At 24.1% G+C, this 14303-nt stretch carries 8 protein-coding genes; 7 read left to right on the forward strand and 1 reads right to left on the reverse strand.

Going from position 1 to position 14303, the window contains the following annotated elements; all coding sequences use genetic code 11:
* Window positions 1-400 precede the first annotated feature (400 nt).
* The 7 genes from recA (at window position 401) to odhB (ending at window position 13021) form a co-directional block, all read left to right on the forward strand.
* Window positions 401-1396 carry a recombinase RecA gene (recA, locus tag H0H51_RS00180; RefSeq protein ID WP_185876865.1) on the forward strand — a complete coding sequence of 332 codons (996 nt, stop codon included), beginning with the start codon at window positions 401-403 and terminating at the stop codon, window positions 1394-1396.
* A gap of 8 nt (window positions 1397-1404) precedes the next feature.
* Window positions 1405-2175 (forward strand): MBL fold metallo-hydrolase, encoded by a 771-nt coding sequence (locus H0H51_RS00185; RefSeq protein ID WP_185876866.1) that lies wholly within the window; start codon window positions 1405-1407, stop codon window positions 2173-2175.
* A 71-nt stretch (window positions 2176-2246) separates the two neighbouring features.
* Window positions 2247-5456 (forward strand): cytochrome c biogenesis protein, encoded by a 3210-nt coding sequence (gene ccsA, locus H0H51_RS00190; RefSeq protein ID WP_185876867.1) that lies wholly within the window; start codon window positions 2247-2249, stop codon window positions 5454-5456.
* An 8-nt stretch (window positions 5457-5464) separates the two neighbouring features.
* The gene (locus H0H51_RS00195; protein ID WP_185876868.1) at window positions 5465-6274 is read left to right on the forward strand and encodes a lysophospholipid acyltransferase family protein; all 810 of its coding nucleotides are present in this window, start codon (window positions 5465-5467) and stop codon (window positions 6272-6274) included.
* A 12-nt stretch (window positions 6275-6286) separates the two neighbouring features.
* On the forward strand, window positions 6287-8989 hold the full coding sequence (gene alaS, locus H0H51_RS00200; RefSeq protein ID WP_185876869.1) for an alanine--tRNA ligase: 2703 nt from the start codon (window positions 6287-6289) through the stop codon (window positions 8987-8989).
* A gap of 10 nt (window positions 8990-8999) precedes the next feature.
* Window positions 9000-11759, forward strand: coding sequence for a 2-oxoglutarate dehydrogenase E1 component (locus H0H51_RS00205; protein ID WP_185876870.1), 2760 nt, complete (start codon window positions 9000-9002; stop codon window positions 11757-11759).
* A 26-nt stretch (window positions 11760-11785) separates the two neighbouring features.
* Window positions 11786-13021: a 2-oxoglutarate dehydrogenase complex dihydrolipoyllysine-residue succinyltransferase gene (odhB, locus tag H0H51_RS00210; RefSeq protein WP_185876871.1), complete on the forward strand. Its 1236-nt coding sequence runs from the start codon at window positions 11786-11788 to the stop codon at window positions 13019-13021.
* 713 nt (window positions 13022-13734) lie between these two features.
* On the opposite strand, the gene H0H51_RS00215 is transcribed toward odhB, so the two are convergent.
* A complete protein-coding gene (locus tag H0H51_RS00215; RefSeq protein ID WP_185876872.1) occupies window positions 13735-14292 on the reverse strand; it encodes a hypothetical protein in 558 nt (185 codons plus the stop codon).
* Window positions 14293-14303 lie beyond the last annotated feature (11 nt).

A 14303-nucleotide genomic window follows, 5' to 3' on the forward strand; every position in this document is an offset into this window, starting at 1 on the left:
GAAATATTTTTTTCGAATTTTTTGTCAATATTAAAAAAATTTCAAATTATGTTACAAAACTTATTATCATAACATTATTTACATCATTGATAATTGATAAATGCAAAATTTTAATAATACTTTTTAAACTATATACTCTAATAATAAATTAAAAAAACTTTAACTTTCGTATTAAAGAAAAAACTTGTTCAGATTTTTATCTGTATTCCTGTATTCTTGACTGTTAAATATTACATAGAAGTTTTATTATTTTTGTTTACAGTGTGTAAACAAAAAATTTTACTTTTTCTTTTTAAGATTAGAAAAAATAAAGTTTTTTGTTTAAAGAAAGTAAAAAATTCTTTTCATGGACTAAAGTTCATCTATATTTACTGGATTTCTTAATATGTTCTCATAAATTATGAACGAAAAAATTGAAAAAAAAAGAAAATCATTAGAGCTTGTTTTAGAAAAAATGGATAAAATATATGGGAAAGGAACCGTCATGCGAATGGGAGATTCTCATATAGAAAATTTAGAAACTATTTCTTCTGGATCTTTAGGATTAGATATAGCTTTAGGAATAAAAGGATTTCCGAAAGGTCGTATTATCGAAATATTTGGCCCAGAATCTTCTGGAAAAACAACTTTAGCATTACATGCAATAACTCAATCTCAAAAATTAGGAGGTTTTGCTAGTTTTATTGATGCAGAACATGCTTTTGATTGTTTTTATGCTAAAAAAATAGGAGTTAATATTAAAGATTTAATAATATCTCAACCAGATAATGGAGAACAAGCACTTGAAATAGTAGATAATTTAATAAGATCCGGTGTTATTGACATGATTGTCGTTGATTCTGTAGCAGCTTTAACTCCTAAAAGTGAAATAGAGGGAGAGATGGGTGATTCTAAAATAGGGTTACAAGCTAGATTAATGTCGCAAGCTTTGAGAAAGCTGACTTCTAGTATAGGAAAATCAAAAAGTATACTCATATTTATTAATCAACTAAGAGAAAAAATAGGTGTTTATGGAAATCCGGAAGTAACTACAGGTGGAAATGCTTTGAAATTTTATTCTTCAATACGATTAGATATACGAAAAGGACATCAAATTAAAAATGGAGAAAAAATATTGGGAAATAGGACAAAAGTAAAAGTAGTTAAAAATAAACTTTCTCCTCCTTTTAAAATTGCGGAGTTTGATATAATGTACGGTGAAGGTATTTCAAAAATTGGAGAGATTTTGGATTTAGGAGTTGATTTAGGAATTATTAAAAGAAATGCATCTTGGTTTAGTTATGGAAACACAAAATTAGGCCAAGGAAGAGATTCTGTAAGAGAATTTTTAAAAGGTAAAAAAAACATTATCAATGAAATACAAACAAATATAATAAATCAGTATATTCAGAGATAAAGAATTTTATGAAAATTACCTTTTTAGGAACTGGACCGTCTCAAGGAATTCCTATTATTGGGTCTAGACATCCAGTTTGTTTATCTAAAAATCCAAAAGATAAGAGACTTAGAAGCTCAATTTTAATTGAACAAAATAAAATTTATTTATTAATAGATTGTGGACCAGATTTTCGTTATCAAATGTTAAGAAGCAATCATAATAAACTAGATGCTATTTTTATTACTCATGAACATCATGATCATATAGGTGGATTAGATGATATACGATCTATTTGTTTAAAAATGAATAAGGAAATTCCTGTATATGGATTACGTAGAACTATAAAAAATATAAAAGAAAGATTTTTTTATATTTTTTTAAATAATTATAAATCAATTGCATCAAAAATATCTTTTCATGAATTAGATAATTATAAAAAAATTTGTTTTATGGAACATCTTAAAATCATTCCTTTATTCATATGGCATGGAATCCTTCCTATTTTAGGTTTTCGTATAGAAAACTTTGCTTATATAACGGATGCAAGCGATATTCCCATTCAAACTATTCAACAGTTGAAAGGACTAGATATTTTAGTTTTAAACGTATTAAGAAAATTTCCAAAACATACTTCTCGTATAACTATTTTAGAATCATTAAAAATGATTCAAAAAATATCTCCTAAAAAAGCTTATTTAACACATGTTGGACATATACTTGGATTTCACGAAGAAATTGAAAAAAACTTTCCAAAAAATATTTATTTAGCTTATGATGGATTGATTATAAATGTATAATTTTTAAAATTATTATTGCATTTATTTCATCACATTTTTCATTCTTAATTTAGATAATACAGATAATTGATATGCAAAAAATATTAAAAAAAATTTTTTTTTCCACTAAAATAACTTCTCTATTGTTTTTATTGTTTGCTATATCTATGGCTATAGCTACTTTTTTAGAACAAAAATATTCTACTGAATTTGCAAAAATATTTGTTTATGAATCTACTTGGTTTGAAATTATAATGTTATTAATTATAATTAATTTGATAGGAAATATATGGAAATATAAATTATGGAGTTACAGAAAAATTCCTATTCTTATTTTTCATTTATCATTTGTATTTATTTTCATAGGAGGAATTTTTTCTAGATATTATAGCTTTGAAGGAATTATGCCTTTAAGAGAAGGAGAAACAAGCAAAAAAATTATTTCCAGCAAAAATTATATTAAATTAAAAGTTTTTCAAAGAAACAATACCAAATTTTACAATTATCCTTATAATCTCTCGTCTTATAACAAAAAATATAAAAAAACTTTATTATTTAATAATAATCCTTTGAAAATCAATATTATAGATTATATTCCATGTGCTAAAATTTTTCTTTCAAAAAAAAAAACAGGAGAAAAAATTTTGAAAATCATTTCAAATGACCAAAAAGGAAGAACAGAACATTTTATTGAAGATAAAAATATAACGAAAATAAATGGAGTAATATTTTCTCTAAATAAAAAAATTCCATACGGAATACAAATTTTTGAAAAAAAAAATAAACTTTATTTTAAATCCTCTTATTCAGGTGATCATTTTGACATGATCAATAAAAAAACTTATTTAATATCTAAAAATACCATTAATACACTAAAAATAAAAAATCTATATAGAATGAAAACAAGTTCTGGAATGATACAATGGGTTATTCCAAATGAAATTGTAACAGGAAAATTAGAGTATATTCAATCATGTGAAAAAGAAGAAAAAAACAATAATAATTCTTTAAATGCAATTACAGCAAAAATAACTTTTCTAAATGAATCTAAATTAGTAACATTTTTAGGAGGGGCAAATACAATAAACATGAGTGATTCTCTACAATTTAGAGATTACAAAATATCTATTGGATATGGATCTATATTCTTATATCTTCCTTTTTATTTACGATTAGATAATTTTAAATTAGAAAATTATCCAGGATCTGAATTCCCTTCATCTTTTATGAGTTATATCACGATTATAGATAAGAAAAAAATAAAAAATTATTTAATTTATATGAATAATGTCCTAAATTATAAAGGATACAGATTTTTCCAGTCTGGATATGATTCTGATAAAAAAGGAACTCGTTTATCTGTTAATAATGATTATTTAGGAACCTATTTTTCTTATACAGGATATTTTTTGATGAGTGTAGGAATGTTAATTACATTATTTTGGAAAGGAACTAGATTTAATTATTTAATAAATAAATTAAAAAATTTAACTATTAAAAATTATTCAATAATAATATTTTTATTTCTCCTCCTAGTTCTAGGAGGAAATGATTATTCTTTTTTTTTTGCTAAAGCGAATAATTCAATAATAACAACACATAAGTCCACAAAAATTCCATTAGAAAATGTTTCTGATTGTATCTATATTCCCAAGAAACATAGTGAAAATTTTGGTCGTTTATTAGTACAAGATTATAAAGGAAGAATAAAACCAATTAATACAATGGCTATTGAACTTCTTAGAAAGATACATAAAAAAAATTCTATAGGAGATATAGATGCCAATCAATGGTTTATTTCTATACATCAGGATAATATTTTTTGGACAAGAATTCCTTTTATCAGAGTCAACAAAAAAGGAGGATATAAGTTTTTAAAAAAAGTAAAAGCGAACCAAAATTATTGCGTATCTTTAATGGATCTCTATTTTTTAGATCCAAAAACGTCCACTATAAAATATCTCCTTAAAGAGGATTATGAAACAGCTTTTTCTAAAAATCCAATGCAAAGGAATGAATATGATAAAGCTGTATTAAGCCTCAGTGAACGTGTGGGGATCATTCATGAAATTTTTCGTGGAAAATATATTCGTATTTTTCCCATACCAAACGACGTTAAAAAAACTTGGTCTAGTTGGATTATATCAGATTCTGATAAATTAAATCTTTTTGGTTTTTCTATGTATAATAATTATTTAAAATCCTTATTATATGCTCAAAATGAAAAAGATTGGAGCATTGCAGATAATGAAATAGAAAAAATACGATCTTATCAGATAAAATATTCTAAATCTATTTTACCTTCTAATAAAAAAATATCCATAGAAATTATTTATAATAAACTTAATATATTTTATATTTTATCTTTTTTATATGCTATTTTTGGAATAATAATTATTATTAATTTTTTTCTTGTAATATTTTTTCAAAAAAAATATTTACTTTTTTTTTCTAAAGTATTTTTTATTATTTCATTGTTTCTACATATATTAAATTTTATAGGATTGATTTTTAGATGGTATATTTCAGGTCATGCTCCGTGGACTAATGGATATGAATCGGCTGTTTTTATTAGTTTTTGCTTGGTAGGAATAGGATTCTTATTTTATAAAAATAGATTTGTATTAGGAATAAATCTTTTAATAGCGTCTATCCTATTAATAATAGCACATGGAAATATAATGGATCCAGAAATAACAAATTTGGTTCCAGTTTTAAAATCCCATTGGTTAATTATACATGTTGCTATAATAACAAGTAGTTATGGTTTCTTTTTTACAGGATCTTTTTTAGGATTTTTTGTATTACTTTTATATATATTAAAAGCATATGTTAAATCTTATAAAAGAAAAATTCAAAATCATATTGAAAAATTAACTATCATTAATGAAATGTGTCTCATTATAGGACTTTTTTTATTAACAATAGGAACGTTTTTAGGTTCTGTTTGGGCCAATAATAGTTGGGGAAGGTATTGGAGTTGGGATCCTAAAGAAACATGGGCTTTGGTTAGTATTATGATTTATGCTTTTTTATTGCATATCCGTTTAATACCGAATATGAGAAACATATTAACTTTTAATTTTTTTAGTATATTATCAATAAGTTCTATTATCATGACTTATTTTGGAGTGAATTATTATTTATCAGGATTGCATTCTTATGCTAAAGGTGATCCTATTTCAATTCCTTGCTGGATATATTATAGTTTATTAATTTTGTTTTTTGTTGCAAGTTTTGCTTATTATTTTGATTATTCTGAAAGAAATCATAGGTTAAAAAAATACATAATAAAAAAATAAATTAAATAGTGAATCTTTACTCATTCTTTCTAAGAAAAAAAAAAAAAGTTGACGAAAAAAAAAGTAATCTGTTTAGAGATGCGTTTGGAAATTTTCATTTTATAAAACGATTTTTAATTTTTACTTTCGGATGCATTTCTTATAATCGTTATGATGGATTTAATCAATTACAACTAATAGGCACAGAATATATTAAGGATTTACCAGATAAAAAAGTTCTTTTTGTTTCGAACCATCAAACTTATTTTGCGGATGTTTTTGCTATGTTTCATGTTTTTTGCAGTGTAAAAAACGGATTCATAAATAGTATTATAAAAAATCCTATTTATTTATTAAATCCAAAAGTTAATTTGTATTATGTAGCAGCTCAAGAAACTATGGAAAAAAGTTTTTTGACAAAATTATTTACTTATTCCGGAGGAATTACTGTTAAAAGAACATGGAAAAAAGGAGAAAAAAAAGGAGATAGTTCTGTAAATAATATATCTGAAATCACTCGCATGGGAATAGCCCTTAATGATGGATGGTTAATTACTTTTCCACAAGGAACAACCCAAGCATTCGCTCCAGGAAGAAGAGGAATTGTTCATGTTATTAGAAAATATAATCCTATTGTTGTTCCTATTGTAATAGATGGATTTCAAAAAGCTTATGATAAAAAAAGAATTAAAATTAAAAAAAAAGGTGTATTACAAAAAATGGAATTTAAAAAACCCATTCAATTAGATTTAAAAAAAGATACTACTGAGAAAATAATGGAAAAAATTATGGATGCTATAGAACAATCTCCTAAATATTATTATAAAAATAATTCATAAATATAGTATATTATGAAGTATAAATCAATAAGAGATTCTTTTCTCAGTTTTTTTAAAGAAAAAAAACATAAAGTGGTTCCTTCATTTCCTATCCATTCAAAAAACGATCCTACACTCTTTTTTATTAATGCAGGAATGAATCCTTTTAAGGATTATTTTTTAGGGCATATCCAACCAGATTATTCAAGAATAGTAAATATTCAAAAATGTTTAAGAGTAACTGGAAAACACAATGATCTAGAAAATGTAGGATATGATAATTATCATCACACTATGTTTGAAATGTTGGGAAATTGGTCTTTTGGAGATTATTCAAGAAAAGAAGCAATAGAATGGGCTTGGGAATTATTAATTAAAGTTTACAAAATTCCTAAGGAAAATATCTATGTATCCGTTTTCATTGGAGATAAAAAAGAAGAATTGTCTATGGATAATGAAACTTTTCAATGTTGGAAAACGTTAATAAATGAAGATCATATTCTTTTTTTTGGAAAAAAAGAAAATTTTTGGGAAATGGGGTTGACAGGGCCTTGTGGTCCAAGTTCAGAAATACACATAGATTTACGTACTGAAAAAGAAAAAAAAACGTTACATGGAAAAAATCTTATTAATAAAAATCATCCAAAAGTCATAGAAATCTGGAATCTTGTTTTTATAGAATTTTTGCGTAAATCTGACGGATCATTAGAAATACTTCCAACAAAACATATTGATACAGGAATGGGATTAGAAAGATTATGTATAGTATTACAGGGAAAAATTTCTAGTTATGAGACTGATATCTTCTATCCAATTATTCAAAATATAAAAGAATCTTTAGGGAAAAATTATAAAAAAGATTTTCACCATAAGGTATCTATACATATAATAGCAGATCATTTAAGATCTTTAACATTTTCTATTTCAGATGGACTTTTGCCATCAAATAACGGTGCCGGTTATGTTATAAGAAAAATTCTTAGAAGAGCTATAATTTATGCAAACTCTTTCTTGAGTAAAAAAGAACCTTTCATTTACCAATTTGTAAATATACTGGTAAAAAATATGAAAAGTTCTTTTCCAGAATTATGGGAAAAAAAAGAATACATAAAAAATGTAATCCATGAAGAAGAACTTTCTTTTTTAAGAGTTATTGAAAAAGGTAATCGTAAAATTCAACATATCATAAGAAAAGCTAAAGAAAAAAATGAAAATATTGTTGATGGAAAAACTATTTTTAAATTATATGATACTTATGGATTTCCTATAAAATTGTCTAAAATGTTAATCGAAAAAAATAATTTATTAATTGATGAAAAACTTTTTTTAAAAAAATTATTAGAACAAAGAAACAGATCTAAAAAAGAAAATGAGACTATAGAAAAAAAAGATTGGATAAAGGTTCATAATCATCAATTTTTTCAAGATAATGCAAATTTTGTAGGATATGATGTCATAAAATGTGATATATTAATTGTAAAATATAGAAAAGTAGAAAATAAATTAAAAAAAAATCATTATTACGAATTAATTTTTTCAAAAACTCCTTTTTATCCAGAAGGAGGTGGACAATTAGGAGATGTTGGGATTATAAAAAATGAAACTGATGAGGTTTGTATTTTTAATACAAAAAAAGAAAATTCTATTATTATTCATTATGCTGAAAAATTACCTTTAAATGTTTATTCTCCTTTTGTGGCTATAATTGATAAAAAGAGAAGATTAGAAATTGAAAAAAACCATACTTCTACTCATTTGTTACACTTTTCTTTGAAAAAAATTTTAGGAAGTCATATTCAACAAAAAGGGTCCTATGTAGGAAATGAATATTTAAGATTTGATTTTTCTCATTATCAAAAAATAACTATTAAAGAATTAAACCAAATAGAAAACCTTGTTCAAGAATTAATTTTTTCTAATCTTTTTTTAAAGGAAAGAAGATTTTCTTCATTACAAGAAGCTGAAAAAAATATTTCTTTTTATAAAAGCGAAACATTCGAAAATAAATCGAAACAAGAAATACGAGTAATAACTTTTGGAAAATCATCCGAATTATGTATTGGAACTCATGTCAAACATACTGGATTAATCCATGTTTTCAAAATATTATCAGAATCTTCTGTTTCTTATGGTATACGAAGAATTAAAGCTGTTACTTCAGAAAGAGCAATACGATATTTAAAATCAATTCATGAACAATATCAATCTTTGAAAAAAATTATAAAATATCCAGAATCTCCTTTGAAAAGTTTTATAATTTTGCAAAATTATAATAAAGAATTAAAGAAAAAAATATCAGAAGTCCACTCTCAACAAATGAGAATTTTAAAAAAAAAATATTTATCAAATATAATTGAATTGTCTTCAATTAATTATATATATGATATTGATCCTTTTCAGGAAAATAAATTAGATATAAATCTTATTAAAAGAACAGTTTTAGGTTTAAGAAACGAAGTATCTAATTTATTTATGATTATTGGATTTATAGAAAAAGAAAAACCAGTTATTTTTATATCTATTTCAAATTCTTTAATTCAAAAATACAATATTCATGCTCATAAAATAATATGTAAAATTTCATCTTTTATACATGGAAAATATTGGGGAAATTCTTCTTTTGCTACAGCTATAGGATCTGATAAAAATGGGTTGAATTTGATTTTAAAAGATGTAAAAAATATAAAAAATCAGATAAACTTTGACAGATATTTAAAATGTTTAAATTTAAAATAAAAAACAATTTATGAATGATAGATATTCTTTTCTAAATACTATTCATTCTAAAGAATTAGAATTATTATACAATAAGTATAAAAAAGATCCTAACTCAATAGAGTCTAGTTGGAGCGCTTTTTTTAAAGGTTTTGATTTTGGAAAAGAAAACTATGATAACGTTGATAAATCAAAGAATAATTATAAAAAAAGTTTTGCTATTAATGGAAAAAACGATTTTTCTAAAGAATTTTTAGTATTTAATTTAATTCAAGCCTATAGAAATAGAGGTCATTTATTTGCTAATACAAATCCTATACGAGAAAGAAGAAAATATTATCCTTCTTTAGATTTAGAAAATTTTGGATTGTCTGATAAAGAACTTGATACATTTTTTGATTCTGGGAAACTAATAGGTATTGGAAATAATTCATTAAGAAATATAATTAATTATCTAAAAAAAATTTATTGCGGTTCCATAGGAATAGAATATATGCATATGGATAATCCTGAAAAGATTCAATGGGTTGAAAAATGGTTTCAAAAAGAAAAAATGAAATTTGCTTCTAAAGAAAAAAAATTTTTTTTGAAAAAATTAAACCAAGCAGTTGCATTTGAAAATTTTATTCATACTAAATTTGTGGGACATAAGAGATTTTCTATAGAAGGAAATGAATCAATATTACCTGGATTAGAAGAAATGGCAGAATATGCTTCTAGAAAATATTTGACAAAAGAATTTGTGATTGGTATGTCACATAGAGGTCGTTTAAATATTCTTGCAAATTTCTTTAAAAAACCTTACTATCAAATATTTAACGAATTTCAAGGAAAAGGATATAAAGAAAAAAATTTTTCTAGCGATGTGAAATATCATCTTGGATTTTCCAATACTATAAAAACTCGTAAAGGACAATATATTAAATTGAATTTAGTTCCCAATCCTTCACATTTAGAATCTATAAATGCCATTGTAGAAGGAATTACACGTGCAAAAATAGATATCATCTATAACCAAAAAAGTAATTCAAATCAGATTGTTCCTATTTTAATTCATGGTGATGCAGCACTAGCAGGACAGGGAATAGTTTATGAAGTTATTCAATTTTCTAAATTAAAAGGATATACAACTGGAGGTACGATTCATATTGTTCTTAATAATCAAATAGGATTTACTACAAATTATAATGAAGCTCGATCTAGTATTTATTGCACCGATATTGCAAAGGTTATTCTTTCTCCAGTATTACATGTCAATGCAGATGATATAGAATCTGTTATCCACGCTATTTATTTTGCTATAGATTTTAGAATGAAATATCATGAAGATGTTTTTATAGATTGTCTCGGATATAGAAAATATGGGCATAATGAAGGAGATGAACCTAGATTCACTCAACCTTCTTTATATAAAATAATTTCTAAACACATCAATTCTTATGAATTATACAAAAAGAAATTAAAAGGAGAAAAAATCATTAGTAATGACGATATAACTAATATGGAAAGAGAATATGAAAAAATTATAAATAAAGGATACCTTGAAACAAAAAGTATTAAATGGAATATTTTAAATTCTTTTTTGGAAGAAGATTGGAAAAATTTTCCAATAGTTTCTAACGATAAAGAAATTTTTCATTTAGTAAATACTAGAGTTCCTATAAAAAAAATTATAGAAATATCTAAAAAAATATTTTCTCTTCCAAAAAACAAAAGATTTTTCAAAAAAACGGAGTCTATTTTTCAAAATAGATTAAAAATGATTAATCAACAAATAGTTGATTGGAGTATGGCTGAGTTATTGGCTTACGGAACAATTTTAAATGAAGGTATTAACATTCGTTTATCAGGAGAAGATGTAGCAAGAGGAACATTTTCTCAACGACATTCTGTTATAAAAACAGAAGAAGAGGAAGAAGAGTTTATTCTTTTGAATAACATAAAAATTGGACAAGGAAAAATGCAAATTTATAATTCACCTTTATCAGAATATGGAATATTGGGTTTTGATTATGGATACGCTATGTGTTCACCTTATGTTTTAACTTTATGGGAAGCTCAGTTTGGAGATTTTGGAAATGGAGGTCAAATTATAATAGATCAATATATTTCTTCTGGAGAAAATAAATGGAAAATTAGAAATGGAATAGTATTACTTCTTCCTCATGGATATGAAGGTCAAGGACCAGAACATTCTTCTGCACGAATAGAACGTTATTTACAACTTTGTGCTAAAAATAATTTATTCGTAGTAAATTGTACTACTCCATCCAATTTTTATCATCTCTTAAGAAGACAAATAAAATTAAAATATAGAAAACCTCTTATAGTTTTTACTCCAAAAAGTTTACTTAGAAATCCAAAATGTTTATCCCCAATAAAAGATCTTTCTGAAGGAAAGTTTCAAGAAATTTTAGATGATCCTTTAGTAAAAAATGTTAATGATATAACTAGATTAATTTTTTGTTCCGGAAAAATATATTACGATTTGCTTAATAAAAAAGAGTCCATAAAAGATGAAAAAACTGCATTAATTCGAATAGAACAAATTTATCCGTTAAAAATAGATAGGATTAAAGAATTAATTAATAAATACAAAAATAAAAGAAAAATTTTTTGGGTTCAAGAAGAACCAGAAAATATGGGATTATGGAGTTTCATTTTAAGAAAGTTGGGAAATGTAATATCATTCCATTTAGTTTCTCCTTCTGAAAACTCTAGCCCATCTACAGGATCTTATCTAGATTTTTTAGAAATTCAAAATAAAATATTAGAAAAGGCTTTTTTTTGATTTTGTAATATTAAAACATTTTAATTATGATAAAAAAGGTAAAAGCTCCTTCTCCAGGAGAATCAATCACGGAAATGGAAATTTCCACATGGCTTGTTAAAGATGGAGATTATGTTTATAAAGGTCAAATAATAACTGAAGTAGATTCAGATAAAGCTACTTTAGAAATTTCTGCTGAAGAAAATGGAATAATTACTTTAATAGCAAAGAAAGGAGATAAAATTAAAGTTGGAGATGTTTTATGCCTTATTGATACTTCTAAAAAAGTCTATAAAAAAGAAATTAATCTTCATCAAAAAAATGATGAACAAAATAATAAAAAAGAGTTTTCTTACGAAAAAACAAAAATTTTTTCTCCAGCCTCTAAAAAAATTATAAAAGAAAAAAATATTCCTATAGAGTCTATTAAAGGAACAGGAAAAGATGGAAGGATTACAAAATCAGATTGTCTTCTTTTCGAAGAAAAAAAGATTTCTCTTCCTTTTTCTACTACTACTGTAAATAGATCTGTTCCAATGTATCGTTCAAAAACAACAACTCCACTTTCTTCTTTAAGAAGAAAAATCTCTGAAAGATTAGTATCTATAAAAAATAAAACAGCTACATTGACTACATTTAATGAAGTTGATATGAAAGAGGTCTTTCTTATAAGAAAAAAATATAAGGATCTTTTTAAAGAAAAACATGGAGTGAATTTGGGATTCATGTCTTTTTTTACTATTTCTTGTGTTAGAGCACTGAAAATATATCCAGATATTAATGCCATGATTAGTGAAGACGGAAGTGAAAAAATTAATTTTGAATATTGTGACATTAGTATAGCAATATCTGGACCTAAAGGTTTAATGGTCCCTGTTATAAGAAACGCAGAAAATTATTCATTTCGTGGAATAGAACAAATAATTAACAATTTATCAATGCGTGTTCAAAATGGGACAATATCAATAGATGAAATGACAGGAGGAACTTTTACAATTACTAATGGAGGAGTTTTTGGATCTATGTTATCGACTCCAATTATAAATCCTCCACAAAGTGCAATATTAGGAATGCATAAAATTATGGAAAGACCGAAGGTAATTAATGGAAGAATTATTGAAATACGTCCTATTATGTATTTAGCTTTGTCTTATGATCATAGAATAATTGATGGTAGAGAATCTGTTGGATTTTTAGTATCTATCAAAGAATCAATAGAAAATCCTATAAAATTTTTAATGGGAGGAAATGAAAAAAATATTCCAAAAATATTAGAATTATAAAAAAATTATATGAAATATATTTTTATTATATTTTTTTCGTTTTTACTTTATTTATTCCAAAAATAGCAAATAATAATTATTATGTTAATAACCGATTTTTAGAAAAAAATTATAATTATACAGAGAATCCTATTAACATATTGTTTATGTTACCTTTGTTTTTTAATTCCATATAAAGAAGAAAAAACAAATTATGAAAAAAAAACTAAGTGAAAATACTTTTTATTTTTACTAAAAGTTTTTTGGATTTTTTTAAAGATAAAGAAAATTAATGTCCAAGTTTTTGATACTAAAAATGAAAAAGAAAGAATAATAAACTTTACGAATTCATAGAATCTATCTAAGAATAGATTCTATTATAGGATCTTTTTTTCTTTTTCATTCTTCTTTAGAAAAAATTGCTAAAATTAAAAAAACATTCCAATTATTTCTCCTTTGACAACTTCCGATGATTTAAATCTTTATCCGAATTTTATTCAATCATAAACAAAAGATATTTACCTTGTACATCCTATTCTAAAAAAAATAAAACTTCGTTGTGAAAAACAAACAAATAAAACAAATTTTTTTTAAGGAGGAGATCAATCTAAAAAAATAAAAATTTATTTAAAACAATTGATAATAAACCTTTTTCTGGATTGATAAAAAAATATGAATATCAGAAAATTTCTAAAAAAGGAGGATTTTTCAATAAGAGAGTATGGATTGTACATTTATGACTTTCTAATATAGGGATTTTGTTGATTTCTATTCCCCATATTCATTTTTTTCATTTGTATTTTTATTACTTTAATTTGATTATGTAGTAACCCATAAGTATCTATTTTTTTTGCTTCCAATAATAAAATATTGGCTTTTTTTTTATCTCCTTTTGACAGTGATGCTATTGCCAAATTTAATTTTGCGATAGCTATATTTTGTTTAAATTTTAATCCAAAATCTAAGGCTTTTTGCATATAATTTTCTGATTTAAGAATATTTTTTTCTGAATGCAAAATTCCATTTAAAAAATAATAATAAGCCATTTGATTTTTAGTAAGTTGTGATTTAGGATTTTTTACATATCCTAAATATTTTTCTAATCCATTCATGTCTTTTTTATTGACTTTTAAAAAAGCTAATAATAAGAATTCATTTCTAAAAATGAAAAAAATAGGAATAAGACTGAATAAAAGTAAAAAAGTTCCTAATAAATAATTTTTATTAAGAAAAAATAAAAAAGATGCAAAAAAAATCAATAAGAATAATACTATTTTTGAAAATTTGCTCATAAATTATTATT

The sequence above is a fragment of the Blattabacterium cuenoti genome (genome assembly GCF_014251995.1).
Lineage (GTDB): Bacteria > Bacteroidota > Bacteroidia > Flavobacteriales > Blattabacteriaceae > Blattabacterium > Blattabacterium cuenoti_AE.

Bases quoted from the DNA above. Each gene is read 5' to 3' on its own strand.
- odhB (WP_185876871.1), top strand. From the start codon at position 11,786: ATGATAAAAAAGGTAAAAGCTCCTTCTCCAGGAGAATCAATCACGGAA.
- recA (WP_185876865.1), top strand. From the start codon at position 401: ATGAACGAAAAAATTGAAAAAAAAAGAAAATCATTAGAGCTTGTTTTA.
- ccsA (WP_185876867.1), top strand. From the start codon at position 2,247: ATGCAAAAAATATTAAAAAAAATTTTTTTTTCCACTAAAATAACTTCT.
- H0H51_RS00205 (WP_185876870.1), top strand. From the start codon at position 9,000: ATGAATGATAGATATTCTTTTCTAAATACTATTCATTCTAAAGAATTA.
- H0H51_RS00185 (WP_185876866.1), top strand. From the start codon at position 1,405: ATGAAAATTACCTTTTTAGGAACTGGACCGTCTCAAGGAATTCCTATT.
- H0H51_RS00215 (WP_185876872.1), bottom strand. From the start codon at position 14,292: ATGAGCAAATTTTCAAAAATAGTATTATTCTTATTGATTTTTTTTGCA.
- alaS (WP_185876869.1), top strand. From the start codon at position 6,287: ATGAAGTATAAATCAATAAGAGATTCTTTTCTCAGTTTTTTTAAAGAA.